Source organism: Arthrobacter sp. zg-Y895 (genome assembly GCF_020731025.1).
GTDB lineage: Bacteria > Actinomycetota > Actinomycetes > Actinomycetales > Micrococcaceae > Arthrobacter_B.
Window position 1 is genome coordinate 110,852 of sequence record NZ_JAJFZY010000003.1, and the last position, 26,581, is coordinate 137,432.

28 protein-coding genes and 3 tRNA genes are annotated in these 26,581 nt (G+C 66.0%); 11 read left to right on the forward strand and 20 right to left on the reverse strand.

Annotated features, from left to right (window positions below; genetic code table 11):
* Positions 1-74 precede the first annotated feature (74 nt).
* From LJ760_RS02200 to LJ760_RS02215, 4 genes are all read left to right on the forward strand, one after another.
* Positions 75-878, forward strand: coding sequence for a thymidylate synthase (locus LJ760_RS02200; RefSeq protein ID WP_227918820.1), 804 nt, complete (start codon positions 75-77; stop codon positions 876-878).
* A 10-nt stretch (positions 879-888) separates the two neighbouring features.
* Positions 889-1,599, forward strand: coding sequence for a dihydrofolate reductase (locus tag LJ760_RS02205; RefSeq protein ID WP_227918823.1), 711 nt, complete (start codon positions 889-891; stop codon positions 1,597-1,599).
* 10 nt (positions 1,600-1,609) lie between these two features.
* Positions 1,610-2,752 carry an aspartate-semialdehyde dehydrogenase gene (asd, locus tag LJ760_RS02210; protein WP_227918825.1) on the forward strand — a complete coding sequence of 381 codons (1,143 nt, stop codon included), beginning with the start codon at positions 1,610-1,612 and terminating at the stop codon, positions 2,750-2,752.
* Between the two features lie 184 nt (positions 2,753-2,936).
* A complete protein-coding gene (locus tag LJ760_RS02215; protein ID WP_227918828.1) occupies positions 2,937-3,428 on the forward strand; it encodes a hypothetical protein in 492 nt (163 codons plus the stop codon).
* A 21-nt stretch (positions 3,429-3,449) separates the two neighbouring features.
* Here the strand turns inward: LJ760_RS02215 and LJ760_RS02220 are convergent, their stop codons facing one another.
* From LJ760_RS02220 to LJ760_RS02240, 5 genes are read right to left on the reverse strand one after another with little or no spacing between them, the layout of a single operon-like run.
* Positions 3,450-4,514, reverse strand: a complete 1,065-nt coding sequence (locus tag LJ760_RS02220) for a UDP-N-acetylmuramate dehydrogenase (RefSeq protein ID WP_227920869.1) — start codon at positions 4,512-4,514, stop codon at positions 3,450-3,452.
* A gap of 5 nt (positions 4,515-4,519) precedes the next feature.
* On the reverse strand, positions 4,520-4,951 hold the full coding sequence (locus LJ760_RS02225) for a MaoC family dehydratase (RefSeq protein ID WP_227918830.1): 432 nt from the start codon (positions 4,949-4,951) through the stop codon (positions 4,520-4,522).
* A 5-nt stretch (positions 4,952-4,956) separates the two neighbouring features.
* Positions 4,957-5,406 carry an FAS1-like dehydratase domain-containing protein gene (locus LJ760_RS02230; protein ID WP_227918832.1) on the reverse strand — a complete coding sequence of 150 codons (450 nt, stop codon included), beginning with the start codon at positions 5,404-5,406 and terminating at the stop codon, positions 4,957-4,959.
* Positions 5,403-5,642, reverse strand: coding sequence for a hypothetical protein (locus tag LJ760_RS02235; protein ID WP_227918834.1), 240 nt, complete (start codon positions 5,640-5,642; stop codon positions 5,403-5,405). Before LJ760_RS02235 ends, LJ760_RS02230 begins: the two co-directional genes overlap by 4 nt.
* A gap of 45 nt (positions 5,643-5,687) precedes the next feature.
* On the reverse strand, positions 5,688-6,236 hold the full coding sequence (locus LJ760_RS02240) for a maleylpyruvate isomerase N-terminal domain-containing protein (RefSeq protein WP_227918836.1): 549 nt from the start codon (positions 6,234-6,236) through the stop codon (positions 5,688-5,690).
* Between the two features lie 105 nt (positions 6,237-6,341).
* On the opposite strand from LJ760_RS02240, the gene LJ760_RS02245 reads away from it, so the two are divergent.
* Positions 6,342-7,163 (forward strand): helix-turn-helix domain-containing protein, encoded by an 822-nt coding sequence (locus tag LJ760_RS02245; RefSeq protein WP_227918838.1) that lies wholly within the window; start codon positions 6,342-6,344, stop codon positions 7,161-7,163.
* Here LJ760_RS02245 and LJ760_RS02250 read toward each other — a convergent pair.
* The 4 genes from LJ760_RS02250 to LJ760_RS02265 form a co-directional block, all read right to left on the reverse strand.
* Positions 7,160-8,110: a DUF2797 domain-containing protein gene (locus tag LJ760_RS02250; protein WP_227918840.1), complete on the reverse strand. Its 951-nt coding sequence runs from the start codon at positions 8,108-8,110 to the stop codon at positions 7,160-7,162. The genes LJ760_RS02245 and LJ760_RS02250 overlap by 4 nt on opposite strands.
* An 81-nt stretch (positions 8,111-8,191) precedes the next feature.
* Complete coding sequence (locus LJ760_RS02255; protein WP_227918841.1) at positions 8,192-8,758, reverse strand: type 1 glutamine amidotransferase domain-containing protein; 567 nt, start codon at positions 8,756-8,758, stop codon at positions 8,192-8,194.
* Positions 8,759-9,034: 276 nt separating this feature from the next.
* Positions 9,035-9,108 (reverse strand) — tRNA-Met (locus LJ760_RS02260).
* Between the two features lie 75 nt (positions 9,109-9,183).
* Positions 9,184-9,255: transfer RNA gene (locus LJ760_RS02265), tRNA-Thr, on the reverse strand.
* A gap of 183 nt (positions 9,256-9,438) precedes the next feature.
* Here LJ760_RS02265 and LJ760_RS02270 point away from each other — a divergent pair.
* On the forward strand, positions 9,439-10,812 hold the full coding sequence (locus LJ760_RS02270) for a protein kinase domain-containing protein (protein WP_227920872.1): 1,374 nt from the start codon (positions 9,439-9,441) through the stop codon (positions 10,810-10,812).
* A gap of 122 nt (positions 10,813-10,934) precedes the next feature.
* Here LJ760_RS02270 and LJ760_RS02275 read toward each other — a convergent pair whose 3' ends face one another.
* The 3 genes from LJ760_RS02275 to LJ760_RS02285 form a co-directional block, all read right to left on the reverse strand.
* On the reverse strand, positions 10,935-12,833 hold the full coding sequence (locus tag LJ760_RS02275) for a DEAD/DEAH box helicase (protein ID WP_269436466.1): 1,899 nt from the start codon (positions 12,831-12,833) through the stop codon (positions 10,935-10,937).
* 345 nt (positions 12,834-13,178) lie between these two features.
* Entirely contained in the window at positions 13,179-13,859 is a 681-nt protein-coding gene (locus tag LJ760_RS02280; RefSeq protein WP_227918843.1) for an MOSC domain-containing protein, read from the reverse strand.
* 9 nt (positions 13,860-13,868) lie between these two features.
* Positions 13,869-15,158, reverse strand: a complete 1,290-nt coding sequence (locus LJ760_RS02285) for a glycosyltransferase 87 family protein (RefSeq protein ID WP_227918846.1) — start codon at positions 15,156-15,158, stop codon at positions 13,869-13,871.
* A gap of 158 nt (positions 15,159-15,316) precedes the next feature.
* On the opposite strand from LJ760_RS02285, the gene LJ760_RS02290 reads away from it, so the two are divergent.
* Together LJ760_RS02290 and LJ760_RS02295 are read left to right on the forward strand one after the other, a co-directional pair.
* Positions 15,317-16,495, forward strand: coding sequence for an amidohydrolase (locus tag LJ760_RS02290; protein WP_227918848.1), 1,179 nt, complete (start codon positions 15,317-15,319; stop codon positions 16,493-16,495).
* Positions 16,495-16,938, forward strand: a complete 444-nt coding sequence (locus LJ760_RS02295; RefSeq protein ID WP_227918850.1) for a hypothetical protein — start codon at positions 16,495-16,497, stop codon at positions 16,936-16,938. Before LJ760_RS02290 ends, LJ760_RS02295 begins: the two co-directional genes overlap by 1 nt.
* Here the strand turns inward: LJ760_RS02295 and LJ760_RS02300 are convergent.
* Positions 16,935-18,080, reverse strand: a complete 1,146-nt coding sequence (locus tag LJ760_RS02300) for a cystathionine gamma-synthase (RefSeq protein WP_227918852.1) — start codon at positions 18,078-18,080, stop codon at positions 16,935-16,937. The two genes, LJ760_RS02295 and LJ760_RS02300, sit on opposite strands and share 4 nt — an antisense overlap.
* A 70-nt stretch (positions 18,081-18,150) precedes the next feature.
* Positions 18,151-19,530 (reverse strand): cystathionine beta-synthase, encoded by a 1,380-nt coding sequence (locus tag LJ760_RS02305; RefSeq protein WP_227918855.1) that lies wholly within the window; start codon positions 19,528-19,530, stop codon positions 18,151-18,153.
* A 125-nt stretch (positions 19,531-19,655) separates the two neighbouring features.
* Here LJ760_RS02305 and LJ760_RS02310 point away from each other — a divergent pair, with 125 nt between their 5' ends.
* Together LJ760_RS02310 and LJ760_RS02315 are read left to right on the forward strand one after the other, a co-directional pair.
* The gene (locus LJ760_RS02310; protein ID WP_227918860.1) at positions 19,656-20,636 is read left to right on the forward strand and encodes a DNA-3-methyladenine glycosylase family protein; all 981 of its coding nucleotides are present in this window, start codon (positions 19,656-19,658) and stop codon (positions 20,634-20,636) included.
* Between the two features lie 54 nt (positions 20,637-20,690).
* Positions 20,691-20,975 (forward strand): putative quinol monooxygenase, encoded by a 285-nt coding sequence (locus LJ760_RS02315; protein ID WP_227918863.1) that lies wholly within the window; start codon positions 20,691-20,693, stop codon positions 20,973-20,975.
* A gap of 7 nt (positions 20,976-20,982) precedes the next feature.
* On the opposite strand, the gene LJ760_RS02320 is transcribed toward LJ760_RS02315, so the two are convergent.
* From LJ760_RS02320 to LJ760_RS02345, 6 genes are all read right to left on the reverse strand, one after another.
* On the reverse strand, positions 20,983-22,575 hold the full coding sequence (locus tag LJ760_RS02320) for an ammonium transporter (protein WP_227918865.1): 1,593 nt from the start codon (positions 22,573-22,575) through the stop codon (positions 20,983-20,985).
* Positions 22,576-22,866: 291 nt separating this feature from the next.
* Positions 22,867-24,087: a formaldehyde dehydrogenase, glutathione-independent gene (fdhA, locus tag LJ760_RS02325; protein WP_227918868.1), complete on the reverse strand. Its 1,221-nt coding sequence runs from the start codon at positions 24,085-24,087 to the stop codon at positions 22,867-22,869.
* Positions 24,088-24,316: 229 nt separating this feature from the next.
* Positions 24,317-24,718, reverse strand: a complete 402-nt coding sequence (gene trxA / locus LJ760_RS02330) for a thioredoxin (protein WP_227918870.1) — start codon at positions 24,716-24,718, stop codon at positions 24,317-24,319.
* A 62-nt stretch (positions 24,719-24,780) separates the two neighbouring features.
* On the reverse strand, positions 24,781-25,218 hold the full coding sequence (locus LJ760_RS02335) for a MarR family winged helix-turn-helix transcriptional regulator (protein WP_227918872.1): 438 nt from the start codon (positions 25,216-25,218) through the stop codon (positions 24,781-24,783).
* 92 nt (positions 25,219-25,310) lie between these two features.
* Positions 25,311-25,392, reverse strand: a tRNA-Tyr gene (locus LJ760_RS02340).
* 185 nt (positions 25,393-25,577) lie between these two features.
* Positions 25,578-25,916, reverse strand: coding sequence for a hypothetical protein (locus tag LJ760_RS02345; protein WP_227918874.1), 339 nt, complete (start codon positions 25,914-25,916; stop codon positions 25,578-25,580).
* A gap of 133 nt (positions 25,917-26,049) precedes the next feature.
* On the opposite strand from LJ760_RS02345, the gene LJ760_RS02350 reads away from it, so the two are divergent.
* Positions 26,050-26,541: a YajQ family cyclic di-GMP-binding protein gene (locus LJ760_RS02350; protein WP_227918876.1), complete on the forward strand. Its 492-nt coding sequence runs from the start codon at positions 26,050-26,052 to the stop codon at positions 26,539-26,541.
* Positions 26,542-26,581: the final 40 nt, after the last annotated feature.

Below are 26,581 nucleotides of genomic sequence, written 5' to 3' on the forward strand. Positions count from 1 at the left end.
CGGCTGCCCAGGCACCGTTGTGGCACGCCTCGCATTCCCCCTGTCCGCGCGCCGACCTGAACTAGACTGGCCGGGTGAGCATTCCTACCCCGTATGAAGACCTGCTGCGCGATGTCATGGCCAACGGAACGCAGAAATCGGACCGCACCGGCACCGGCACGCGCAGCGTGTTCGGCCGCCAGATGCGCTTCGACCTGAGCGAGTCCTTTCCCCTGATCACCACCAAGCGGGTGCACTTCAAGTCAGTGGCACTCGAGCTGCTCTGGTTCCTGCGCGGCGACTCAAACGTGCGCTGGCTGCAGGAACAGGGTGTCAGCATCTGGGACGAATGGGCGGACGAGGACGGCGAGCTCGGCCCGGTCTACGGCGTCCAGTGGCGCTCCTGGCCCACGCCCGACGGCGGACATATCGACCAGATTGCGAAACTGGTGGAAGGCATCCGGAAAAACCCGGATTCCCGCCGCCACATCGTCACGGCCTGGAACCCTGCCGAAGTAGAGAACATGGCCCTACCGCCCTGCCACGCCCTGTTCCAGTTCTACGTGGCGGACGGGAAGCTGTCCTGCCAGCTGTACCAGCGCTCCGCGGACACCTTCCTCGGGGTCCCGTTCAACATCGCCTCTTACGCGCTCCTCACGTTGATGGTGGCCCAGCAGACCGGACTGGAGCCCGGCGAATTTGTCTGGAGCGGCGGCGACGTCCATATTTACGACAACCATGTGGACCAGGTCCGGAAGCAGCTCAGCCGGGAGCCCTTCCCGTACCCGAAGCTTCGGATCCGCCGTACTCCCGAGAGCATCTTCGACTACACCCTTGAGGACTTCGAGGTCCTCGATTACCGGCACCACCCCGGTATCAAAGCTCCTATCGCCGTTTGAGAGGACAACCATGACCGAGTCCCTTCCCGTAACAACTGCTGCCGCCCCGGCAGGCCCCACCCGCTACTTCCCGGTAGGCGGCGGCTCCGGTGAGGGCGCGGACCTGGGCCAGGTCCTCCGGGAGCGCGGCACCGTACCCGACGGTGAACCCGTTATCGGCATGGTGTGGGCCCAGACGGTTGACGGCGTCATCGGACGCGACGGCGGCATGCCGTGGCACCTGCCCGAGGACATGGCGCACTTCAAGGCGACGACGGCGGGACACCCGGTCATCATGGGCCGCCGCACCTGGGAGTCCTTCCCTGCTGCCTACCGGCCGCTGCCCGGGCGGACAAACATCATCGTGTCCTCCAGTGCCGAACTGCGGGACGAAGCCGCGGAGGCCGGCGCCGTCGTCGTCGGCTCCCTCGAAGATGCCCTGACCGTGGCCCGAACCAGTTCCGGCAGCACGGAAATCTGGATCATCGGAGGCGCACAGCTATATGAGGCAGCCGTTTCCGTGGCCAACACCGCGGTGGTGACGGTCATCGACATGGAGACCGAAGGCGACACGTTCGCCCCGGCACTGGGCCAGGACTGGACCTTCAGCGGGGTCAGTCCTGCCGCCGATTGGTACACGTCTTCCAACGGCACCCGATACCGGATTGCCCTCTGGACACGGGACCGTGCGGAAGAGAACCGTGACGGACACAACCAAGACGCAGCGGACCCGCTGGCCTAGAGTGGAAAGCATGACTTCTTCCTCCATTCCCGCTTTTCCCAGTGCAGGTTTCGTCGGCTGGCGCGGCATGGTCGGTTCCGTCCTGATGCAGCGCATGCAGGACGAGGGCGACTTCGAGCTGGTCAACCCGGTGTTCTTCTCGACCTCCAACGCCGGCGGCAACGCGCCGTCCTTCGCGGCCGGCGCCGGACCGCTGCAGGATGCGTACGACGTCGACGCGCTGGCCAAGCTGCCGATCATCGTCACCGCCCAGGGCGGCGACTATACGGCGGAAATCTTCCCGAAGCTGCGCGCCGCCGGCTGGGACGGCATCTGGATTGACGCCGCGTCCACGCTGCGCATGGACGATGACGCGATCATCGTGCTGGATCCGGTCAACCGTGACGTCATTGACGCGGGCCTGGCCCGCGGCGTGAAGAACTTCGTGGGTGGAAACTGCACCGTGTCCTGCATGCTGATGGGCCTGGGCGGGCTGTTCCGCAACGGCCTGGTCGAGTGGGGCACCTCCATGACCTACCAGGCAGCTTCCGGCGGCGGTGCCCGGCACATGCGCGAACTGTTGAACCAGTTCGGTGCGCTGAACGCTGCGGTGGCGCCCAACCTCGCCGATCCGGCGTCGGCCATCCTGGAGATCGACCGTGCCGTCCTGGCCCAGCAGAAGAACCCGTCCATGGACTCCTCCCAGTTCGGCGTGCCGCTGGCCGGTTCGGTGATCCCCTGGATCGATGCGGACCTCGGTAACGGCATGTCCAAGGAAGAGTGGAAGGGCGGCGCGGAGACCAACAAGATCCTGGGCCGCGGGACCGACGGACGGATACCGTTTGACGGGCTGTGCGTTCGGATCGGTGCCATGCGGTCCCACTCCCAGGCCCTGACCCTGAAGCTGACGGAGGACCTTTCCGTGGCCGAGATCGAGAAGATCATCGACGCGGACAATGAATGGTCCAAGGTGGTGCCCAATACCAAGGAAGCGACCATGGCCGCGCTGACGCCGGTGGCGGTCACCGGCACGCTGGACATCCCGGTGGGCCGCATCCGCAAGCTGGAAATGGGTCCGGAGTACATCAGCGCCTTCACCATTGGCGACCAGCTGCTCTGGGGCGCCGCCGAACCGCTGCGCCGGATGCTGCGCATCGCCACCGGCAACCTCTGATTTCCGGTTCCCGTTCCGGGTCCGCTCCCCGTGGAGCGGACCCGCGCTGCGTTAACGGGCAGGTGGCTTACCAGGGGCAGAGGCCTGCCGGGCGGAGGCACCTAAGCCTGGATGGCAGCCAGAACCGGAGCGCTCAAAAATTGTCAGTGCCGGGTGGCATGTTGTCCGCATGGAGCAGCAAAGCGTGGATCTCGTCCTTAACACCTTCTTCGCCTTCAGCTGTGCCGGCAAGCAGACTCCCACACGGGCCCGTTATCTCCGCGTGGCGCTCCAGCTGCGCCGGTATCTCGAGGCCGAGGGCGCGCGTGTCCTCTGCGCCGAGGACAAAGCGCTGCTGGCGCTTGAGCGGAGCCTTGAGCCGGAAGCTGCCTTCGCCCGGCTGTTCGGCGCCCACGAGCTCGCGTATGCCCTCAGCGGCTTCCTGGAGCCGGAGTGGCTGTTGCCGGATCTGCAGGACCGGCGCACCCAGGTGGCCCTGACGCCCCGGCTGATCCAGTGGCTGTGCAACAGCTGCCTGCTGGATCCGGGCCGGGACCGTCCGGCTATCCGAAGTGCGCGGGCCGCGGCTGCCGAGGCGCGGAAAGGCCCTGCGCGGAAGGGACCTGCGCGGAAAGGATTTGCGGAGGAAGGTCCTCGACCGCCGGGACCCGCGCTCGGCGGCAGTCCCGGCGGCTGATACCTGCCGTGCCCCGGACCGCTACAGCGCGCAGTTCACCAGCAGGGGCTCGGGGTGGAGCCGGATGCCGAAGGCCTTCTCCACGCCGGCAGCAACCGCGCGGGCCACCGCCAGCAGGTCCTCGGCAGTGGCGTCGCCGCGGTTGGTGACGGCCAGGGTGTGCTTGGTGGACAGCGCGGCCCGGCCGCCGGTGCCGTCCTCGGGAGCCAGTCCGAAGCCCTTGCGGAAACCGGCGTGGCTGATCAGCCATGCGGCGCTGAGCTTCACCTTGCCGGGTTCCGCCACCGGGTAGCGGGGAGCGTCTGCCGGCAGCGCGGCTGCGGTTGCCTCGTCAACGATGGGGTTGGTGAAGAAGGAACCGGTGCTGTAGGTGTCGGGGTCCGCGGCGTCCAGGACCATGCCCTTCCCTGCCCGCAGCCGAAGGACTTCGCGGCGCACGTCCACGGCGTCGGCACGCTCGCCGATATCCACTCCCAGAGCCCGGGCGAGCTCGGCGTAGCGGACCGGAGCGCTGGTGGTCCCCTTGGAGAGGGCGAACTCCACGGTCAGCACCACGTAGCGGGGAGAGCCGTTTTTCGTGCTGCGCTTGAGCACCGAATCCCGGTAGCCGAATTCGAGATCGTCGTTGGCGAATTCCACCACGGTGCGCTCGGTGCGGTCCCAGGCGCGCACCGAAGTGATGGACTGCGAGACGTCGGCACCGTAGGCACCCACGTTCTGCACCGGCGTCGCTCCGGCAAGCCCCGGAATACCGGAAAGCGCCTCCAGCCCGGAGTAGCCCTCCGACAGGGTGTACGCCACCAGCTCGTCCCACGGGTGCCCGGCCTCTGCGCGCAGGACGGCTGTTCCGTCCCCGGTCTCCCGGATGTCCAGCCCGCGGCTGGCAATGTGGATGACGGCGCCGTCGAAACCTTCGTCGGAGATCAACAGGTTGGAACCGCCGCCGATGATGAGCAGTGACTCCCCCGCCTCATCCGCGGCGCGGACGGCAATGATGAGTTCGTCTTCGGTTTCTGCTTCCAGGTAGCGGCGTGCCGGTCCGCCTACACGCGCGGTGGTCAGGGATGCCAGCGGCATCCGGGTCAAAGCAGTCACCAGACCCGCACCACTGCCTGCGCCTTGACCAGCACCTTCTGTCCGTTGAAGGTCACGGTGAGATCCACGCGTGCCGTCGAGTTGTCCGCGTCGATGGCGCCGATGACACCGGCGACCTCCACGACCGCCCCGGGGGCGCCGTCGATGTCCTCCACCAGGACAGGCCGGGTGAACCGCGTCTGGTAGTCGATCACCGCTCCCGGGTCTCCGATCCAGTCGCTCACCAGCTGGACTGCGGTGCCCATGGTGAACATGCCGTGCGCAATGACGCCGGGCAGTTCCACCTCGCGGGCGAAGCGCTCGTTCCAATGGATGGGGTTGAAGTCGCCGGAGGCGCCGGCGTAGCGGACAAGGTCGGCGCGGGAGATTTCCAGCGCCGCGGAACCGATCTCGGTGCCCTTGGACAGTTCACTCAGTGCAATGGACATAGCGGTTACTGTCCCTCTCCGCGGACGAGGATGGATGAAAGGGTGGTGGCTACCTGCTCGCCCTCGGTTGTGGAAATTTCCGCGCGGGTGGTGATCAGGGCGCCGTCGCCCATGGCCCGCACGGAGTCCACGTGCAGCTCTGCCACCAGCTCGTCTCCGGCCACGATGGGACGGTGGTGGGTGAAGCGCTGATCGGCATGGACCACCCGGGAGAAGTCGATGCCTGCATCGGGATCGGCAACCAGCAGCGCGTCGGCACGCTGGGCAACGATGATGGCGAAGGTGGGCGGGGCAACGAGGTCTGCGTAGCCGAGTTCCTGGGCGCGTGCGACGTCGAAGTGGGCCGGATTAGTGGCCTTGACGGCCGCAGCGAATTCGCGGATCTTCTCGCGGCCCACGGAGTACGCCGCCCCGGCCGGGTAGGTGCGTCCCTGGAGCTGGGGGTTGATGCTCATTTTTTGCCCTCCATGCCCTTGATGCGGCGCCGGGTGTCCCTGGCGCGGACCACCATACCGCTCAGGTGCGTGCTCAGGCCCACCACAATCAGGGGAAGGGCGGTGTACATCAGGACCTGGTTGTCCAGGACGGCTCCCAGGAGTACCAGCAGCACCCCGAGTCCGCTGAGCGCCAGGGCGCTCACGACGAGTTTCCGGTACAGGGGCGAGCCGGTTTCCCAAGGCGTATTTAGCATGTCTTCAGAATACAGGGGCGGGCGGGAAGGGCCCGAACCACCTGGTCAGGCCCGGCGTCCGGTCCGGGCCAGGACAACCGCCCGGCGGTCGGCGCTGTCCGGAACCCCTACCGGGCGTGCGAACAGCCCGGGCGCGTAGGCCTGTTCACCGAAGCTGTCCATGGCGGCGTCGATGGCGTCCAGGTCCTCGCCGGTGAGGAGCGGATCCAGGCCCTGGGATACGGCAAGGTCCCACCGGTGGGTAAGGAGATCCACGCCATAGAACTCCACGATGGTGGCCCCGATGGTACTGGGACCGAAATATCCGTCGAATTCCCGGCCGGCGACGGCGGCATCGGAAAGCAGTGCCGCAACGAGGCTCTCGTGGTTCTTCCAGAGCAGATCGGGCCTCTCCCCGTCCGGCGCGATGCCGGCGGGCCCGGCCGGCAGCAGGCCGTGCTGTGCCAGAAAGTCCCGTTGGGTCATCACCACGTGCTCCACCACATCGCGAGCTGTCCATTCAGTGCAGGGCGTAGCAGCATCCCAGTCCGTGGTGTCCGCGACGACGGCGGAAAACGGGACGGCATATGTGCGCCAGTTGTGAAAAGTTGCCATGACGGTCTCCTTGTCCTTGAACAGGTGTTGGTCCCTCCGACGCTAGACCGCGGTGGAGTAAGCGTATTGAATAAAACCGACACCGGTTCCGGAAAGGAGCACGTGTTGGATGACGGCAGCACGAGGGAGATCGGCCGGGGCCACCTCAGGGATGCGCACGACCGGTCCTTCGCCATGTACCGGTATCCGCCGTCGCCGGGGTGCCGCCAGTGGCTGCGGGTGTTCTGGATTCCGGTATGGCATGTGCCTCCCGGCGAAGTCCGCGAGCAGCGGATCCTCACGTATCCGGTCTGCCTGCTCAGTATCACTGCCTCCTATGCCCGTTTGCTCGGTCCGCGCACCACGGCGGCACGCATGCCGCTGTCAGGGGCGGGGTGGGCTTTCGGGGTCATGCTCAGGCCCAGTGCAGGCCGCCCCTTGCTGCAGGCGGATATCGGCTCATTAACGGACAAACATGCGGATCTGGCAGGGGTTCGCCTCCTGGCGGATCTGGTTCCCGCGGTCCGCGGAATCATGGAAACCGACCCGACCAGTGCCGGTGCACATGCTGCTGGCCGGCAACTGCTGGAAGATCGGCTGCCTGCGCTCGGAAACCCCTCCGGCGAGGCAGCCCTCGCCGACGCACTTGTGGCCCGGGTGGAAGAGGACCCCCGCATCACCACCGTCGCCGCGCTCCGTGCAGCTTTTGATCTGCACGAACGGACGCTGCAGCGAATCTGCACGCGTTTCCTTGGCGTGAGTCCGCGGTGGATGATCCGGCAGCGCCGGCTGCAGGAAGCGGGAGCGCAGCTCCGCTCCGGCGGATCGCTCAGCGAGTTGGCTGCAGGGCTCGGGTATGCCGACCAGGCGCACTTTTCCCGGGATTTCCGGGCCGCGACGGGATGGACACCCGGTGCGTTCGCAGCCTTGGCACGGGACTCCCGCTAGAACAGTGCGGCCTGCAGCGCCGGAACGGATGTGCGGAAGGGACCGTACTGCAGCCGACGGCCCTTCAGCCGGGACAGGTCCGCTGCAAACAGGGTTTCTTCACCGTCCACCCGGACCAGGGCCGTTGCGCCCAGGACGGCTTGGATGACCATGCCGTGCTCTCCGGACGCCGGGTCGCAGGGATACAGTTCGCACGGCGTCTCCAGCACCGTACGGAACTGGGCCGGCGGTTCCCAGACTTCATCGGCCGTCCGGAACCCGGTAATCGCCACGTCCGGCAGCATGGAACGCACCGACTCCGCCGCCTCGGCGTTGCGGGCGTCCAGCTCCGCGGCGGCCAGGGGCCGGGCCAGCGCCGCCGTTTTGGTTCCCGCCCGGACCGCCTGCTGCAGGCCGACCACGGCCGTCACGGCGTCTTCGAGCACCCGCACCACCAGCCCGTCGCCGGCACGGGCGACGTATCGGGCGCGGACTGCCCCCTGCTCAATCAGGCGGAGCTGCTTGCGCCCGTCCGCGGCAGTGCCGACCTTGGTGGATCCGTCGGCGAAAGTGGCCACGTACAGCCAGTGCGGCTGGTCCAGGTAGCGCCGGAGCGCGGTGGGGATGCTGTCCACACGGTGGCTGTTGTGGATTCCCCGCACCTCGTCCCGGATGAAGCAGCTGCTGCACTGATAACCGCGCTCGGCAGGAGCCTGGCCTGGACAGGGTGTGTGGGACTGGACGCCGTCGTCGTTCACCTGCCAGGAGCCAAGGCAGAACTTCTCGTTCCCTTTGGTGTCCGCCAGGACACGGAACCGGAGTTCGGTGCCCGGAGTGAGCGGCTGCTTTTCGGCCTGCCCGCTGGGAAGGTGCAGTGTCAGGTTCGGCCCGGCAGTGCTCCAGGAGGTCCCCGAACACAGGAACCTGCCGGCGTCGGCGGATGCTGCGCTGCCCACGGCTGCAGGCATGGTGAACCTCCCGGATAACGCCAAAAGGGTGGGATAACGTTTTTCACGTTACCCCACCCTTCGGCGGTGTTTCGGGAGGTGTCAGGCGTGCTGGCCCGCGTGTTCCCCTTCGGCGATTTCCTCAACGAGCTTGTCGTTGAAAGCCGGCAGATCGTCCGGGTTGCGGCTGGTGACGAACCCCTGGTCCACCACCACTTCCTCGTCGGTCCAGTTCGCGCCGGCGTTCTTCAGGTCCGTTGCCAGCGTGTGGTAGGACGTCAGGTCGCGGCCCTTGACGACGCCCGCCTCGATCAGGAGCCATGGGCCGTGGCAGATGGAAGCCACGGGCTTGTGTGCCTCGAAGAAGGCCCGGGCAAACTGCTGGGCGTTCTTGTCCACTCGGAGGAAGTCTGCGTTGACGACGCCGCCTGGCAGGACCAGCGCGTCGAAGTCGCTTGCATCGGCGTCGGCCACATCCAGGTCGACGGTGAAGGTTTCACCCTTGTCCATGCCGTCGAAGCCCTGGACGGTGCCCTTCTTCGGGGACACGAGGACCGGCTCGCCGCCGGCGTTCCTGACTGCTTCCCAGGGGCTGGTCAACTCAATCTGCTCCACGCCGTCGGTGAGGAGGAACGCTACCTTCTTGCCGGAAATATCGTGCTCTGCCATGGGAACTCCGTTCGTTTCAGCTGCAGCCGGAAAACCTGCGGGCCGCAGCGATGCTTCTACGGTGGTGGTGCCTGGATCGGGGAACCTTTCGGTTTCCCGCTACGCCCACCCTATGGAGAACCGGCAATGATAAGCAACCTTAGTGGGCTGTCGGAGCGGCGTGGCGGCGCGGCGCGCGGCTCACGACCCACAGCCCAAGGCCCACGGCCCACAGCGCAGGGCAAACAAAAAGGGCAGGTACCGGAAGATTGAAATCTCCAGGACCTGCCCTGTTTGTAGCGGTGGGGAGGCTCGATCTCCCGACCTCACGATTATGAGTCGTGCGCTCTAACCAACTGAGCTACACCGCCAAAAATGAGTGAAGCCCGCCCTACACAGGCCTCTGCAGAACATACAGCCTTTGCAACGCGGGCCCTCCCATTGAGAGCCCCGACCGGGAATCGATCCCGGGACCTCCATCTTACCAAGATGGCGCTCTACCACTGAGCTATCGGGGCAACGACATAAAACTCTACCAGCACTTTTCAGGAACATGAAATCGAGATGGACCATTGAGCCCAAAGGTGACCAGCGACACTTTCCACCCGCCCGACACGCCGTTCAGTGCGGCAAAAAAGGTCAAATCCTCCCCGGTTTATCAGTATGCTTATGCTACGAGAAAGCGAGGGCACGTGAGCATAGTGCCGAACCATGTTTCAGAAGGTCTCTTCCTGGGTGGAAGATACAGACTCCTGAATCAAATCGGGGCAGGTGCCATGGGCACCGTCCACCGGGCCAAGGACGAGTTCCTGGACCGAGACGTAGCGGTGAAGATCATCCGCCCGTCGGCCACCAGTGAGATCGACCTGCGGCGCAGCGACGCCGAGGCCAAGATCCTGGCGCGCCTGAACCACCACAGCCTGGTCACTCTGCTGGATGCCGGATCCGACACGTCCGACCCGGCATCGCCGCTGATCTACCTCGTTATGGAACTTGTCCAGGGCCTCGATCTGCGCGAACGGCTGAAAGAGGGCCGATTGCCCCGCCGCCACACCGCGCTGCTTGGCTATGACCTGGCGCTGGGCCTGGAGTACATCCACGAAAACGGCGTTGTGCACCGGGACGTCAAACCGGCGAACATCATGCTGTTCGACTACAGCAGTGCCGATGCCCGCATCCGCGCCAAGCTCACCGACTTCGGTGTTGCCTTCGTGGCCAGCGATCCGCAGTCCCAGCACGGCACCTTCTCCGGCACCGCGGCATTCATGAGTCCCGAACAGGCCCGCGGCGAACAGGCGGGGGTGTCGAGCGATGTGTATTCGCTGGGCCTCGTGCTGCTGCAGTGCCTGACGGGCAAGCCGGCCTTCCCCGGCCCCGCCCTGGAGAGTGCCCTCGCACGCCTCCTGAAGGACCCGGAGATCCCCTCGGAGCTGGGAGCGGACTGGGCGTCGCTGCTGCGCGCCATGACCGCTCAGGACGCTGCAGAGCGTCCCAGTGCCCACGACGTCTCCCAGGTCCTGTATGACATGATCATCGCCGCGCGCGGCCGGCACCGGGTTGACCCGGAGATCCTGCCCGCCGACGAAGCCCGGCGGATGGACGCGGTGCGTCGCTACGACCTGCTGGATACTCCCCCGGACGGCGCCTTCGACCGGGTCACGGCCCTGGCATCCCGCCTCTTTGACGTCCCCGTGGCAATCGTCAGCGTGGTGGACACCGACCGGATCTGGTTCAAGTCCCATCACGGCACGGAAGCCGTCGAGATCGGCCGCGATCCCGGCCTCTGCGCCTCCGCCATCCTGCAGGACGGCGTCTATGTGGTCGACGACGCCCGGCACGACCCGAGGACGCTGGCCAACCCGCTGGTGGCCGGAGACTTCGGCCTGCAGTTCTACGCCGGCGTTCCGCTGCAGACCAGTGACGGGTTCAGTCTGGGCACGTTCTGCATCTTGGACACGAAGCCACGCACCTTCTCCCCCGAGGACGAGGCAACGCTCTCGGACCTGGCTGCGATTGTCATGAATGACCTGGAAATGCGCCTCGAGAGCCGCCGTGCAGGCGGGTCCGTGCAGTAAGCCGGAACAGCGCCCCGGCACCACAGGGCATAACAAGAAGGACGCCTCCCGCAGCGGGAGGCGTCCTTCTTGTTTGTACGGAACTGCGGTGCGGCGCCCGGGTTTACGGGCGCCGCTGCTTCCTAGTCGCGGAAGCGGGGCTTGCGGGCACCGGCAGCGGCGCTGTCGCGGAAGCCGCCTTCACGCTTCTTGAACGGGCGGTCGCTGCCTCGGTCGCCGAAGGAACGCTCGCCGTCGCGCTTCTTGAAATCCTTCTTGAAGCCGCCACGGTCGGCACGGTCGTTGAAGCTGCCGCCGCCTTCACGCTCACGGGCCGGCTTGCGTCCCTTGTCCAGTTCCAGGTGGATCAGTTCGCCGCCGATCCGGGTGCGGGACAGGGCGCGCAGCTGGTCCTTGGACAGGTCTGCAGGCAGTTCCACCAGGGTGTGGTCTGCACGGATGTCGATGCCGCCGATCTGCGCGGAGGACAGGCCGCCCTCGTTGGCAATGGCGCCGACAATCGAACCGGGCAGCACGCGCTGGCGGCGGCCGACGGCGATGCGGTACGTTGCATTGCCTTCGGTCAGCGGGCGCGTCGGGCCGCGGGAGCCGACGCCGTCGTTGCGGCCTTCGGAACGCTCACGCTGGCGGGCCGGAGCCTGCGGGATTTCCCGCAGCAGCAGGTCGCGGCCACCCTGGGCCATGACGGCCAGGGCTGCTGCAACGTCTTCGGCGGGAACTTCGTGCTCGGCCAGGTACTTGGTCACCAGGTCCCGGAACACCGCGATGTCCTCGGAACCGAGGGTTTCCGTGATCTTCTCGGAGAACTTGGCCAGGCGCTTCTCGTTGACGACGTCGACGCTCGGCAGCTGCATGTGCTCAACCGGCTGGCGCGTGGCCTTTTCAATGGCCCGCAGCAGGTACTTCTCGCGCGGGGTCATGAACAGGATGGCGTCGCCGGTGCGTCCTGCACGGCCGGTGCGGCCGATGCGGTGGACGTAGGACTCGGTGTCGTGCGGGATGTCGTAGTTGACGACGTGGCTGATGCGCTCGACGTCGAGGCCGCGGGCGGCAACATCCGTGGCAACCAGGATGTCGATCTTGCCGTCGCGGAGGGCCTCGACCGTGCGCTCACGCTGCTGCTGCGGGATGTCGCCGTTGATGGCGGCGGCGCTGTAGCCACGGTCCTTGAGCTTGTCAGCCAGGTCTTCGGTGGCCGCCTTGGTCCGGACGAACGCGATAACGCCGTCGAACTCTTCGGTTTCCAGGATGCGGGTCATTGCATCCAGCTTGTGCGGGCCCATGACCTGCACGTAGCGCTGGCGGGTGTTCGCGCCGGTGGTGGTCTTGGACTTGACCGTGATTTCCGCAGCGTTGTTCAGGTACTTCTTGGCAATCTTGCGGATGGCCGGCGGCATGGTGGCGGAGAACAGTGCAACCTGCTTGCTCGCCGGAGTGGAGGAAAGGATCTGCTCCACGTCTTCGGCGAAGCCCATGCGGAGCATTTCGTCAGCCTCATCGAGCACCAGGTACTCGAGGTTGGACAGGTTCAGGGAACCCTTGGCGATGTGGTCAATCACACGGCCGGGGGTGCCAACAACAACCTGGGCGCCGCGGCGAAGGCCGTTGAGCTGGGGGCCGTAGGCGGAACCGCCGTACACGGGAAGCACGGTGATGCCGTCCATGTGGACAGCGTAGGAAGTGAAGGCTTCTGCAGACTGCAGGGCCAGTTCACGGGTGGGTGCAAGCACCAGCACCTGGGTGTCCTTGGTTGCCGGGCGGCCGGCGAGGAGGGACAGGGCCGGAACGGCGAATGCCGCGGTCTTGCCGGTACCCGTCTGGGCCAGGCCGACGACGTCGCGGCCTTCGAGCAGCAGGGGGATGGTAGCTGCCTGGATGGGAGACGGCGTTACGTAGCCGACATCCTTCAGGGCTGCCAGGACGCGCTCGTCCAATCCGAAGTCACTGAACAGCACGGTGTTCTCTTCGGTTTCGGGAGCGGCATTTTCGACGTTGGTGTTTTCCAGCGTGGCTTCAGACAAGAGGTAATCCTCATTCAATCGGGACCGGGCAACCAATAGGCTGCAGGACGTAAGTCCGGCGCTGTTGCAATCCCAGGCAGGACTTTCCGTCACAGCTGTGGGCCGATTTCACTGGATTGTGCCTACGACCGGTGTGACGATTTCTTTGCCGGCGCTCCCCGAAAGATGAATCTGCCCGCATTAGATGCGAGCCCCAACACAACGAACCGTACGGATTGAACCGTAGGAAATAAGGGAATACCGGAGTGGGGGATGTTTTCCAGTGTACGGCATCCCGGCGTCGGGTGCGTGGTCGGAGCCGGTGAGCTTGCGCACAGGCGCTGCGGGCAGGCGCCGCGGGCAGGGCTAACCCGAGGCCGGCACTGCCGCCGCGGACCGCTCGGCTTTGGCCGACATGGTGCGCAGGACCTTGAGTATTTCCGGTGACAGCGTGATTTCGCCGGCGCTCCGGGACGCCTGCAGCGCCGCTGCCTGATCGGCGTCGAGGCCGCGGAAGACGTCACGGACACTCACGCCGTGGCTGGGTGCGGTCACCACTTCCACCGTGTCCCCCGCAGTGATGCTGCCGCGGCGGCGGACCCGCAGATAGGTGCCCACCCGGCCGGCCTCCGCAAAGCGGCGCTGCCAGTTCGGCACCTCCATCCGCCGTTGGAAGTTGCGGCAGGGGGTACGCGGACAGGTCACTTCCAGCTCGACTTCGGCGCCGATCCGCCACCGCTCGCCGATCAGGGCGGCAGTGGCGTCCAAACCGTCCAGCCGCAGGTTTTCGCCGAACAGGCCGGGCGGGATCTCGCGTCCCAGTTCCCGGGACCAGTACTCGGCGTCATCCTGGGAATAGGCATAGATTGCCTTGGATTCACCGCCGTGGTGTTTGCGGCTGGCCTGCAGGTCTCCGGTCAGCCCCAGGGGATGGATTTTTACCGGTCCTGCCACGGCGCGTTTGTCGATGGCAGTGACGCCGGTGGCGTCCTTCGTGGGCAGGAGGCCGTGCACCAGGCAAACGGCGAGCAGTGAACCGGTTCTCATGCCAGCAGTTTAGGGCTGCGGCTCCGTGGCCCGCTGCAACCCGGGCGGATTGTTGCGCCACCAGTGGCGCGGGCGGCTGCCCCAATAGTTGACGGTCCACCAGGCCAGCAGCCCGATACCCCAGAAGACACCGGCGCTGGAGGCCATCAGCCACGGCTCGGGCAGCTGGGAGTCCAAGTTGGGCGCATTGAACAGTTCGCCGATGGTCTTGGGCGAGTAAATGAAGATCACCAGCGAGGAGGCCAGCAGGAGGAACCCCGTGATCTTCAGTCTCCGGCGCTCCGGCTCCAAATCCATCATGTTCCGGGCCAGGACAGGGATGAAGAGGGCCACCCAGACCCAGTGGTGCGACCAGGAGACGGGGGAAATCAGGAGCATCAGCAGCGCGGTGGCCGCCAAAGCGGTGAAAGTCTCCCCGCGGTTGCCGGCGATGCGGATGACGACGGCGGCAGCGGCGACAGCCATCAGCGACAGGAGGAGCCACGGAAGGTCGACGGGGAAATCCGGGCCGCCGAAGTGCAGGATCGCACCCTTGATCGAGAGGTTGTCCACGTAGCCGGCACCGCCGATCCTCGAGGTGTCCGGCAGCAGGTCCAGCCAGTACGTGCGGGATTCCCGCGGGAGGATCAGGAAGCCCAGGGCGAAGGTTGAGAGGAAGCCGTAGGTCATGTTGCGCAGTCCGCGCCAGTCGCCCCGTGCCAGGAAGTACAGGCCGAAAACCAACGGGGTGAGTTTCAGCCCGGCCGCCACCCCGGTCAGCAGCCCGGTGGGCCAGCCCTCCTTCTTGATCACGAAGTCGGCCATGATCAGCCCAAAGAGCAGGATGTTGATCTGCCCGAAGGCCTGCGTTTCGCGCCACGGTCCGAGCAGCACGATCAACCCGGTACCCGCGATCGCCAGCGGCCGGAGCCAGGGGTGGCGGAGTACATCCATTGCGCCCCGGCGGCGGAAGACATAGCGGACTGCCCAGACGGCGGTGGCTGCGGCAATGGCGATGGAAATGCCGGTGAAGATATTCAGCCCCACGCTTTGGCCGAACGGAGCCAGCACGGCAAAGACCAGCGCGGCAAAAGGCGGGTAGGTGAAGAGCAGGCTGCTGTCGGCGTCGTACTGGACCGACTTCGTATACAGTTCACCGGCGGCGTCGATGACGCTCTGCCCGCCGGAAAGGTAGACGCTGAAGTCGAGGCCGTGGCGCGGCGACAAGTCGAAAGCTGTCCATACGAGCAGTCCGGCTAATGCCAGCGCCCCCAGGGTCGCAACGGTCCGCACAAAAGCGGATCGGTGGATCTGGCCCATTGTTCTCCCTGTAAGACTGCCGGCCGCGCGCGTGGCGCTACATAGCGTTTTTTCGTCGATCTTGACACCCGCAAGTCTACCGGGCAGGCTGCCCCGCCTCCCCCGCCCGGAGGCAGGCGATAGGCTGGCCGGACCAGATCAGTAAGCGAAAGGTCCCCATGTCCCCCGCGCTTCAAGCCATCACCAATGCCCATGTGGTTCCGGTCACCGGCAGGCCCTTCGACGGCACCGTCATCGTCGAGGACGGACGGATCCGGGAGCTTGGCCCCGACGTCGTTGTGCCCGCAGGCGCCCGGGTGCTCGACGCCGGAGGACAGTGGCTGCTGCCCGGGCTGGTGGATGCGCACACCCACCTCGGCGTGCATGAGGAGGGTGAAGGCTGGGCCGGCAACGATTCCAACGAGATGACGGACCCGGTGATGGCGGGCGTCCGCGCCCTGGACGCCGTCAACCCCTTTGATACAGGGTTCGACGACGCGCTGGCCGGCGGAGTGACCACGGCGAACATCAACCCCGGTTCCGGCAACCCGATCGGCGGGCAGGCAGTGGCGCTGCACACGCACGGGCGCTATCTGGAGGAAATGGTGCTGCGCGCACCCAGCGGCCTGAAGTCCGCGCTCGGAGAGAACCCGAAGCGGGTCTACAGCGACAAGAAGCAGACCCCCTCCACGCGTTTGGGTACGGCGATGGTGATCCGGCAGGCCTTTATGGATGCTCAGAACTATCTGGGCAAGGCGGACCCGAACTCCCGCGACCCGCACCTCGAAGCCCTGGCCATGGTGCTGAAGCGGGAAATCCCCTGGCGGCAGCATGCCCACCGGGCGGACGATATCGGCACCGCCCTGCGGCTGGCGGACGAGTTCGGCTACGACCTGGTGCTGGACCACGGCACCGAGGCGCACCTGCTGGCCGATGTCCTGGCCGAACGCGGCATCCCGGTGCTCATCGGTCCGCTCTTCACCACCCGTTCGAAGGTGGAGCTGCGCGGCCGCAGTATGGCAAATCCCGGGAAACTGGCTGCTGCCGGGGTGGAGATCTCCATCATCACCGACCATCCGGTGGTCCCCATCAATTTCCTGATCTACCAAGCCGCGCTCGCGGTGAAGGAGGGGCTGGACCCCGACGAGGCACTGCGTGCCGTGACGATCAATCCCGCCCGGGTCCTGGGCCTCGCGGACCGGCTCGGTTCCCTGGAACCCGGCAAGGACGCGGATCTGCTCCTGTGGAGCGGCGATCCGCTGGACGTGATGCAGCGGGCGCTGAAGGTGTGGATCGGCGGCCGGGAGGTCTACCGCTATGACCTTGAGGCCCGCGAACAGATCGTGGCGCCCCGCTGATGGGACCGGGTTCCGGCACCCCTGCGCCGCGCACTCCCGCGCCGCGCGCCCGCCCGCCCCGCATCATCCGGGCGGCGGCGGCCGCCTGGCTGGCGGCAGCTGCGCTGGTGGCCACGGCGGGTGTCTCCTTCATCATTTCGGCCCGGACCCAGCACCAGGACAGCGCTGCGCTGACCTTGTTGGGAACCCTGGCCCTGGTGCTTGCTGCCCTGAGCGCCTACAGCGTGCTGCGCCTGCGCTCGGGGAAGCGCAGCGCCCGGGAAACACTGAGCAGCATCGGTGTGATTGCCGGGTTCCCGCTGCTCTTCCGCGGCCCGTCGCTGGTAGCCGTAGGCCTGGTGCTGCTGGCCTGCACGGCGCTGCTCTGGCTGCCGCAGAGCAGCAGGTATTTCCAGCTCCGCGACCCCAGGAAGCGCAAGGGGCGCAGGGATACGGCTTCCTAGAGCTGCCCCAGCGCCTGGTCGAGGTCCGCAATGAGGTCCTCGACATCCTCCAGGCCCACCGAAAGCCGCAGCAGGTTCTCCGGCACGGCCAGTTCGGTGCCCTTGACCGAAGCGTGGGTCATGTCCGAGGGGTAGTTCATCAGGGACTCCACCCCGCCCAGGGATTCGGCGAGCAGGAACAGCCGGGTGGATTCGGCCACTTTCCGGGCCGCTGTCTCGCCGCCCTTGAAGGACACCGAAACCATTCCGCCGAAGTCCTTCATCTGGGCCTTGGCCAGGTCATGCCCCGGATGCTCTTCCAGTCCCGGATACAGCACGTGCTCCACTGCTGGCTGCTCCTTCAGCCACTTCGCCACGGCCATTGCGCTGGCGGAATGGCGGTCCATCCGCACCGCCAGGGTCTTCAGGCCGCGGGTGGTCAGCCAGGCTTCCATCGGCGCGGAGACCGCACCGACAGCGAACTGGATGAATCCGATCTCCTCCGCCATGGCGTCGTCGTTCAGGATTACGGCACCGCCTACGGCGTCGGAGTGCCCGCCGATGTACTTGGTGGTCGAGTGCACGACGATGTCGGCCCCCAGGGCCAGCGGCTGCTGCAGGTACGGGGACGCAAAGGTGTTGTCGACCACCAGGAGAGCACCGGCGTCGTGTGCTGCCTGTGCCGTTGCGGCGATGTCGCTGATCTTCATCATCGGGTTCGACGGTGTTTCGAGCCAGACGATCTTCGTGTTCCCGGCCGCGATGGCAGCCGCAACCGCCGCGGCGTCGGACATGTCCACGGCAGCATTGGTGATTCCCCACTTGCCCAGCACCTTGTTGATCAGGCGGTAGGTTCCGCCGTAGGCATCGTTGCCCAGGACGATGTGGTCCCCGGGAGCCAGCAGCCCCCGGATGAGGGCGTCCTCCGCAGCCAGCCCGGAGCTGAAGGAGAAGGCATGCCTGCCGCCTTCCAGTGCTGCAAGCTGCTGCTGCAGCGAATCCCGGGTGGGGTTGGTTCCGCGGCCGTACTCATAGCCGTTGCGCAGGCCGCCGATACCGTCCTGGGCGTAGGTGGTGCTCTGGTACAGCGGCGGAATAACTGCGCCCGTGGTGGGATCCGGTTCCTGGCCCGCATGGATGGCGCGGGTACTGAAGCTGCTCATGGTGTTCTCCTAGCGCCGGCCGGGACCGGCAGATTGGTGCAGGCAGCACCCCTGCGAAGGTGCGCCGGGGTTACAGGCTCAGGTACGAAAGTAGGTCGTGCCGGGTCAGCATGCCAACGGCTGCGCCATCGGACGTAACCATGACGGCGTCGTCCTCCTGCAGCTTGGAACGCGCGGCGGCCACGTTGTCCCCCGCACCCACCAGCTCCGGACGCGGCCCCATATGCTCGCTGATCCGATCCGTCGGCTTGGCCTCGCCGCGGAAGAGCTTCTCCGTAAGCGAGCGCTCATCCACAGATCCGAGGACTTCACCCAGGACCACCGGCGGTTCCTGCGAGAGGACAGGCAGATACGAGACCCCGTACTCGTTCAGGATGGCGATGACGTCCCGCACGGTTTCGTTTGGATGGGTATGGACCAGTTCCGGCAGCGAGCCGTCCTTGGTGGCCAGCACGTCGCGGACGGTGGCCTGCTCCCCGCCGTCCTGCAGGAAACCGTAGGAGCGCATCCACTCGTCGTTGAAAATCTTGCCCATGTATCCGCGGCCGCTGTCCGGCAGCAGGACCACAACGACGTCGTCGGGCCCCAGCGAGCGGGCAACTTCAAGGGCCGCCGTGACGGCCATGCCCGAGGAACCGCCTACCAGCAGGCCTTCCTCCCGGGCGAGGCGGCGGGTCATGGTGAAGGACTCCGCGTCCTTCACGGCAATCACCTCGTCCGGCACGGACGGATCGTAGTTGTCCGGCCACATGTCCTCCCCCACGCCTTCCACGAAGTAGGGGCGGCCCGTGCCGCCGGAATACACTGACCCGTCCGGGTCAGCGGCAATCACGCGTACCGGCCCGGAGGCACGTTCCGCGGAGACTTCCTTCAGATAGCGTCCAGTGCCGGTAATGGTGCCGCCCGTGCCCGCGCCTGCCACGAAGTGCGTCACCCGGCCGTCTGTATCCGCCCAGATTTCCGGTCCCGTGGATTCGTAGTGGCTGGCCGGGGCCGACGGGTTGGAGAACTGGTCCGGCTTGTAGGCGCCGTCGATCTCGCGCACCAGCCGGTCGGAGACTCCGTAATAGGAGTCGGGGCTGTCCGGAGCGACCGCCGTCGGGGTGACCACCACTTCGGCACCGTAGGCACGCAGTACGTCCCGCTTCTCCACCCCCACCTTGTCCGGGGTAACGAAGATGCATTTATAGCCCTTCTGCTGGGCCACCAACGCCAGCCCGACGCCGGTGTTGCCGCTGGTGGGCTCAACCACCGTGCCGCCGGGCAGCAGCTTCCCCTCGCGCTCGGCCGTGTCGATCATCTTCACGGCAATGCGGTCCTTCACGGATCCGCCCGGGTTCAGGTACTCCAGCTTCACCAGGACGGTGGCACTGATGCCTTCGGTCACGTGGTGGAGCTTCACCAAGGGAGTGTTGCCGATCAGGTCCAGGACGGTATTGGCATACTTCATGTGACCCACGGTACTTCTTCCTTCCCGCTGTGGCATGGGGGACGGAACGCGGCGTAGCAAAAGCCACAATCGGGGCAGCCAGCAGTGCGGGCAGGAGCGGGGGTGGTACGTGCAACGATAGTTGCATGTCCTTCACTGCCGCTGTTCCAGCGCTGCAGCAGGCTCACTCCGGTCTGGTGCGCTGCTGGGAGTCCCCCGCCCCGTACTGCCTGCAGACTTCGCTGCGCATCCTGGTCCGCGGTAAGCAGGATCCGACCATCCGCCTCGGCCCGGGTGTTGCGTGGCTGGCCTTCCTCACCCCGGAGGGTCCGGCCACCCTGAACCTTCGCGAGGAACCCGTCCCGGCCCCCGGCGCACGGGTCCGCGCCCAGGCCTGGGGACCGGGTGCCCGGTGCGCGCTGGACTCGGTACCCGCCCTGCTGGGCGAACACGACGACTGGTCCGGCTTCGACGACGACGCGTTCCTCGCCACCCTGCCCCGAATGGTCACCGAGACCCGGCGCCGGAACCTCTCCCTGCGGCTGCCGAGCACGGGCCGGATCATGGACAGCCTGATCCCTGTGGTGCTGGAGCAGAAAGTCACCGTGCTGGAGGCCTACTACGCCTGGCGCTACCTGGTGACCCGCTACGGCGTTGACGCACCCGGCCCGGCGCCGTCGGGCATGAAAGCCGCCCCTGCCCCGGAGACCTGGCGGAAGATCCCCAGCTGGGACTGGCACCGGGCACGGGTGGACCTCTCCCGTTCCACCACCATCCTGCGGGCCTGTGCACTCGCCTCGGGGCTGGAGCGGCTGGCCGGGGATCCGCTCGGCGAGGAGCTGACCGCCAAGCTCTGCTCGGTGCCGGGAATCGGCGTGTGGAGCGCTGCGGAAATCACCCAGCGGACACACGGTGCTCCGGATTCCGTCTCCGTTGGCGACTACCATCTGGCCGCCTACGTGGGCGCGGCCCTCACCGGGAAGCGGACCGACGACGCCGGCATGCTGGAGCTGCTCGCACCCTGGCGGGGACACCGCCAGCGGGTGGTGCGGATGATCATGCTCAGCGGTTACCGCAAACCCACCTACGGGCCGAAGCTCGCCCCGATGGATCACCGCCGCCGCTGAGGTATTCGAGGGTCGGTTGCACGGCGGTTTCCGTGGAAGTCCTATGGTGGGGGAATGGAAACCAATACCCCCATCAATCTCCGCGCCACCCTGGTCCCGAACGCCGGCGAGCACATGCGCGTGAAGCTGGCCCTGGACATCGCCATTGAGCAGGTACGGACGGAACCGGGCTGCCTGCGCTACGAAATCATTGAGGACTCGGAGGCGGCAATTGTGCTGGCGGAACAGTGGGCCTCCCGCGAGGATCTGGAGCGCCATGCCCGTGGTGCAGCCCTCCAGGACCTGCAGGAATCCCTCAGCGCCCTGCTGGCCGAACCGCTCAAGGTGGAACGGGTCTAACCGGGCGTCAGTTCGGGGCGATTGCCATCCGGTAGATGGATTCGGGTTCCGCCCCGAACCGTTTCAGCACCGCGACCACCGCTTCCTCATGATCTGAGTCCACCGCTGCCTGTACCCGGAACCGCTCATCGAAATCGATCAGGCGCTTTTCGCTGCGGAAAGAATCGGTCCGGATCTTCCCGGAGTAGACAGCGGTGTCGGAGAGCTCCAGGGAGCGGGCGCCGGCCATCAGCAGCGCGTCCCGCAGCCCGTCAATGCGCTCGGTGTTGACCACCGCGCTGATGACATGGCTGGGTGCGGAGTGCCGGACGTCGCCGCCGGGGCTTCCGTCCACCGCCGCCCGGCCTGCTGCCGTGGGCCGGGCGCTGATGCCGCTGAGTGAATATGCGGACGAGTCCTGCTGGACGCGGTCCAGGTCCTCCTGCTCCGGACCCGGCTCCTTCAGCCCTATGGTCCGGGAAATGACGGCGGCAACAATCCAGCTGAGCACGAAGGAGAAGAGCACCACGGAAACGAGGGCCACGATCTGGTGCCACAGCAGCATTCCCCCGCCGCCGGAGAAGATGCCGTCATCTCCGGCCGGGTTCACTGAACTGTCCCCGAAGAAACCCAGCAGGAAGGACCCCAGCACACCGCCCACGAAATGGACGGCAATGACGTCCAGGGCGTCGTCGTAATGCAGGACGCTCTTGAGCCGCACCGCCACCACGCACACGCATCCCGCGATCAGTCCGATCAGCAGGGCCGCCCCGGTGCCGACATAGCCTGCGCAGGGCGTGATGGTGGCCAGGCCCGCAACTGCACCGGAAATGGCTCCTACCAGCGTGCAGTGTCCTCTGGTGATCCGCTCCACAAGCAACCAGGTGAGCATCGCGGCCGATCCTGCCACGTGGGTATTGATCAGCGCCTGCGCGGCAATGTCGTTGGCCTGCAGCCCGTCACCCGCATTGAATCCGAACCACCCGAACCAGAGAATGCCACCGCCCACCAGCATCAGCGGAAGGTTGTTGGGCGAGTTCCGAAGGTTGGGCCACCCGCGCCGCCGGCCCACCACCAGCAGCACCGCCACGGCGGCGGCACCCGCGGAGGCGTGCACCACCATGCCGCCGGCCCAGTCCTGGGCGCCGAGCTGGAACAGCCAACCCTTTGGATGCCAGAGCCAGCGCGCCACCTGCGGATAGACCAGGATGGAGAATGCTGCAAGGAAAACCACCCAGCCGGCGAACCGGAGCCTGCCGGCTGTCGCACCGGTGAGCAGTGCGGGAGTGATCACCGCGAACATCATCTGGTAGGCCACGAAGGCCAGCGTTGGAATGGTCACGCCCGCCGCAACGGTGTGGAACTGCGGAGTGTCGACGTCGATAAGCGCAAAGGCATCGAATTCGCCGAGCACGGAGTTGCCCCGGTTACTGAAGGCCAGGGTGTACCCGACCAGGATCCAGGTCACCGAGATGATTCCGAGCGGGATGATGTTCTGCATCAGCATGGTCAGGACGTTACGGACCGGAACCATCCCGCCGTAGAAGAGTGCCAGGCCCGGGGTCATAAACAGCACCAGCCCGGCGCAGATCAGCACCCACGCGGTGTCCGCCCCGTTCATGCCGGCCTCCCCTGGATGTCAGGTGTTCCGGTTCCGGCTTTGCCGATCGTTCCGCTGCTGCCGCACATACGATCCCCGCTTCCAACTCCGCTTTTATCAAGCCGTGGGCGTTCGAGTGGCGGAGGCCCGAAAAGCTGTGACGGGACCCCGGACCAATTGAGCGTACCGCCGGGCCGGGAGGCATCAGAAGGGTGCGGGCGCGAAGACAGCCCGGCAGGACCGATTTGGTTTCGGTCCTGCCGGGCGTGCTGCTGTTCGTCCGTCCTCCTGCTTAGCGGACGGACCGGTGGACTAGTGCGAACCCACCATCCCGTTCGGGTCGATGACGTATTTCTTCGCCACGCCCGAATCGAACTCACGGTAGGCCTCGGGTGCCTGGTCCAGGCTGATCGGCGTGGCGCTGACGGCCTTGGCGATCTGCACCTTGTCATGCAGGATCGCCGTCATCAGTTCACGGTTGTACTTCATCACCGGACACTGCCCGGTGGTGAAGGACAGCGACTTGGCCCAGCCGGTACCCAGGTTGATGCTGAGCGAACCCTTCTGCGCCGCCTCGTCCACGCCGCCCGGATCGCCGGTCACGTACAGTCCCGGGATGCCCAGTGCCCCGCCGGCAGCCGTGACGTCCATCAGCGAGTTCAGCACAGTGGCCGGTGCCTCGCTGCTTGACCCGGCACCGTGGCCGCGGGCCTCGAACCCGACGGCGTCGACGGCGCAGTCCACTTCCGGCACCCCGAGGATCATTTCGATCTGGTCCTGAGGAGCACCCAGCGATACATCCACGGTTTCGCAGCCGAAGCTGCGCGCCTGGGCCAGCCGCTCCTCATTCAGGTCGCCGACAATCACCACGGCGGCGCCCAGCAACTGTGCCGAGACTGCTGCCGCCAGACCGACTGGTCCCGCCCCGGCGATGTAGACGGTGGAGCCAACCCCCACCCCGGCGGTGACTGCGCCGTGATAGCCGGTGGGGAAGATATCCGAAAGCATGGTGAGGTCAAGGATCTTCTCCATGGCCTGGTCCTTGTCCGGGAACCGCAGCAGGTTCCAGTCCGCGTACGGTACCAGGGCATACTCGGCCTGGCCGCCCACCCAGCCGCCCATATCCACGTATCCGTAGGCGCTGCCGGGGCGGTCGGGGTTCACGTTCAGGCAGATGCCGGTCTTGCGTTCCTTGCAGTTGCGGCAGCGGCCGCAGGAAATGTTGAACGGCACCGAGACCAGGTCGCCCACCTTGATGAACTCCACGTCCGATCCGGTTTCCACCACTTCCCCGGTGATCTCATGGCCCAGGATCAGGTTGGGCGGCGCCGTCGTCCTCCCGCGGACCATGTGCTGGTCGGATCCGCAGATGTTGGTGGTGACCACCTTCAGGATGGCGGCGTGTGGAAGTTTGCGCCCGATGTTAGCCGGGTTAACACCCGGCCCGTCTTTCAGTTCGAAGGTGGGGTAGTCGATGTCCTGGACTTCCACCACGCCCGGTTCCAGATAGGCAATCCCTCGGTTGGAACTCATGTTGTCCTCGCTGTCGTCTCGTCGTCGTTGACGTCCGCACTGCTCGCTCCCCCGTGCACTCCCCCATGCGCTCCCCAGGCGGTGCGCCTTATGGAAGCGAGGGTACAACGGCCGCTGCGGCGACGGTAGACGTGGCGTTTTCGAATCCGCGTAGCCCGGACGGCGCCTTTAACGCAATCAGGGAAGCATCCTGGAGCGGATGCTTCCCTGAAGGAAAAAGCGGGTGGGGCTAGGCCTGCTTGGCCTGGCCGTTTGAGCCTGCTGCTGCCTCGCGCTCCTGCGCTGCAATCTGCTCGTGCACGGCCGCCATATCCAGGCCCTTGACTGCTTCCACCAGTTCGCTGAACTGGCTGGCATTCAGGGCTCCGGGCTGGGAGAACACCAGCACCTTCTCACGGAACGCCATGAGGGTGGGAATGGAGGTGATGCCGGCGGCAGCTGCCAGGCCCTGCTCAGCCTCTGTGTCCACCTTGGCAAAGGTGATGTCGTCGTGCTGCTGCGAAACGGATTCATATACGGGTGCAAACTGCTTGCAGGGACCGCACCAGTCCGCCCAGAAGTCCACGAAGACTATGTCATTTTCCTCGATGGTCTCGGGGAATGTTGCTTCGGTGATGTCGATAGTAGCCATGGTCCAACGCTAGCCGGGGCCGGTGGCATTGTCTGTAGCTGTTCGCTGTCCGGTGAAGCCCTCTAGGCCCTGGGCAGTTTCGTCAGCCGGCGGATGACGGGCAGCGCTGCCGACAGGGCACTCCGCTCCTCGCTGCTCAACTGCTCCAGCAGGGCCGCCATCAGCGCCGTCCTGCTGCCGTTGGCTTCCTGAAGCGCTTCGCCTCCCTGCGAAGTGAGAGTCACCCGGACACCGCGGGAATCATGGGGATCCGGGCTGCGCTTCAACAGGCCCGCACCCTCAAGGCGGATGATCTGCTCCGTGGCGCTGGGGACCTTCACTCCGAGGTTCCGGGCAATCTCGCTCACCCGCATCCCCTCGCCGGCGGCCATCTTCATGATGCTGACCTGCGTGGCGCTGATGTCCGTATCCGCGTCCATGTTGCGGGCGATATACAGTGCCAGCCGGAGGGATTCACGGAATTCCTCGGCGAGGTCGTCCAGGGCGGGATCGCTAGTCATATTTAGGGAGCCTAATATCTAGGAGTTCTGGGCGCAAGGTCCCCGGGAAAGGAAAAACCCGCCCTCACCAGTGGTGAGGACGGGTTTGTCTGTGGCAGATACTGGATTCGAACCAGTGAAGGCGTTGCCAGCTGATTTACAGTCAGCCCCCTTTGGCCGCTCGGGTAATCTGCCGAGTGTCTTCAAGTGAAGACCTTGCCCGCAGTAGCTGCGGACAAGACAACTTTACCGAAGATTCTCCGAAGTTACGAATCGAGCCCCAAACCGGGTCCTGCCGGCCCGTTTCCGGCCGGTTTCCGGCCCGTTTCCAGCCGTTGCCAGCGGGGCTGCGGGGCGTCCGCTGCCCCCTGTCGGAGGCGCTACAGTCCCCGTGAGATCCGGTCTTCGAGCTGCGCGTAGAACCGGTCGGCCTGCGCCTGGGTCACCGACCCCCAGGCGACGGCGTTCCCCAGGTCGGCGCGGATGCCTGCCAAACGTTGCTGGCTTCCGCAATCTATTCCGGCGGCCTGAGCCGCGCATTCCAGGGCGGACAATACCGGAGGCGGGACCAATGCGGCCCTCGCCGGCGCGGCACCAATGGCGCCAAGCCCCGCGGCAGACGCTGCTGCAAGGAAGGAACCGGCCGCCACGGCGCGGATCCGGACAGCTGCGGGACGGCGGAAGGATGGACGGGACGCGGCACTGGGATTGTTTTCCACCCCCTGACCCTTCCCCTCCCTGATGGGACAACGCCGGGTGTTTGCTGTGTACCGGCTGGGAGCGGGGCGCCATCACGGCTCGGACCTACTACGCTAAGTACCAGGAAAAGTCACCAACTTAGAGGAGCCCGATATGGCCAGCGAGTCCACGTTCGACGTCGTCAGCAAGATCGATAAGCAGGAAGTGGCCAATGCGCTGAACCAGGCGCAGAAGGAAATCGTCCAGCGCTACGACTTCAAGGGAGTCGGCGCCGAGGTGGACTTCAGCGGCGAGAAGATCCTGATGAAGGCCAACTCGGAAGACCGGGTGAAGGCAGTACTCGACGTGCTGCAGTCCAAGCTGGTCAAGCGCGGCATTTCCCTGAAGTCCCTGGATGCCGGCGAGCCGTACGCTTCCGGCAAGGAATACCGGATTGAAGCCTCCATGAAGGAGGGCATCGCCCAGGACCAGGCCAAGAAGATCAACAAGCTGATCCGCGACGAAGGCCCCAAGGGCGTCAAGTCCCAGATCCAGGGCGACGAGCTGCGGGTCAGCTCCAAGTCCCGCGATGACCTTCAGGCCACCATGGCCCTGCTCAAGGGCACGGACCTCGAGGTTGACCTGCAGTTCATCAACTTCCGCTAGGTCTCTCCGGAGCACTTGCGACGGCGCCTCCCCCGCAGCG

Coding starts and splice junctions, on each gene's coding strand:
- LJ760_RS02205 (WP_227918823.1), top strand. CDS start 889: ATGACCGAGTCCCTTCCCGTAACAACTGCTGCCGCCCCGGCAGGCCCC.
- asd (WP_227918825.1), top strand. CDS start 1,610: ATGACTTCTTCCTCCATTCCCGCTTTTCCCAGTGCAGGTTTCGTCGGC.
- LJ760_RS02225 (WP_227918830.1), bottom strand. CDS start 4,951: ATGTCCATTGCACTGAGTGAACTGTCCAAGGGCACCGAGATCGGTTCC.
- LJ760_RS02230 (WP_227918832.1), bottom strand. CDS start 5,406: ATGAGCATCAACCCCCAGCTCCAGGGACGCACCTACCCGGCCGGGGCG.
- LJ760_RS02235 (WP_227918834.1), bottom strand. CDS start 5,642: ATGCTAAATACGCCTTGGGAAACCGGCTCGCCCCTGTACCGGAAACTC.
- LJ760_RS02240 (WP_227918836.1), bottom strand. CDS start 6,236: ATGGCAACTTTTCACAACTGGCGCACATATGCCGTCCCGTTTTCCGCC.
- LJ760_RS02250 (WP_227918840.1), bottom strand. CDS start 8,110: ATGCCTGCAGCCGTGGGCAGCGCAGCATCCGCCGACGCCGGCAGGTTC.
- LJ760_RS02255 (WP_227918841.1), bottom strand. CDS start 8,758: ATGGCAGAGCACGATATTTCCGGCAAGAAGGTAGCGTTCCTCCTCACC.
- LJ760_RS02280 (WP_227918843.1), bottom strand. CDS start 13,859: ATGAGAACCGGTTCACTGCTCGCCGTTTGCCTGGTGCACGGCCTCCTG.
- LJ760_RS02285 (WP_227918846.1), bottom strand. CDS start 15,158: ATGGGCCAGATCCACCGATCCGCTTTTGTGCGGACCGTTGCGACCCTG.
- LJ760_RS02290 (WP_227918848.1), top strand. CDS start 15,317: ATGTCCCCCGCGCTTCAAGCCATCACCAATGCCCATGTGGTTCCGGTC.
- LJ760_RS02295 (WP_227918850.1), top strand. CDS start 16,495: ATGGGACCGGGTTCCGGCACCCCTGCGCCGCGCACTCCCGCGCCGCGC.
- LJ760_RS02300 (WP_227918852.1), bottom strand. CDS start 18,080: ATGAGCAGCTTCAGTACCCGCGCCATCCATGCGGGCCAGGAACCGGAT.
- LJ760_RS02305 (WP_227918855.1), bottom strand. CDS start 19,530: ATGAAGTATGCCAATACCGTCCTGGACCTGATCGGCAACACTCCCTTG.
- LJ760_RS02310 (WP_227918860.1), top strand. CDS start 19,656: ATGTCCTTCACTGCCGCTGTTCCAGCGCTGCAGCAGGCTCACTCCGGT.
- LJ760_RS02315 (WP_227918863.1), top strand. CDS start 20,691: ATGGAAACCAATACCCCCATCAATCTCCGCGCCACCCTGGTCCCGAAC.
- LJ760_RS02320 (WP_227918865.1), bottom strand. CDS start 22,575: ATGAACGGGGCGGACACCGCGTGGGTGCTGATCTGCGCCGGGCTGGTG.
- fdhA (WP_227918868.1), bottom strand. CDS start 24,087: ATGAGTTCCAACCGAGGGATTGCCTATCTGGAACCGGGCGTGGTGGAA.
- trxA (WP_227918870.1), bottom strand. CDS start 24,718: ATGGCTACTATCGACATCACCGAAGCAACATTCCCCGAGACCATCGAG.
- LJ760_RS02335 (WP_227918872.1), bottom strand. CDS start 25,218: ATGACTAGCGATCCCGCCCTGGACGACCTCGCCGAGGAATTCCGTGAA.
- LJ760_RS02350 (WP_227918876.1), top strand. CDS start 26,050: ATGGCCAGCGAGTCCACGTTCGACGTCGTCAGCAAGATCGATAAGCAG.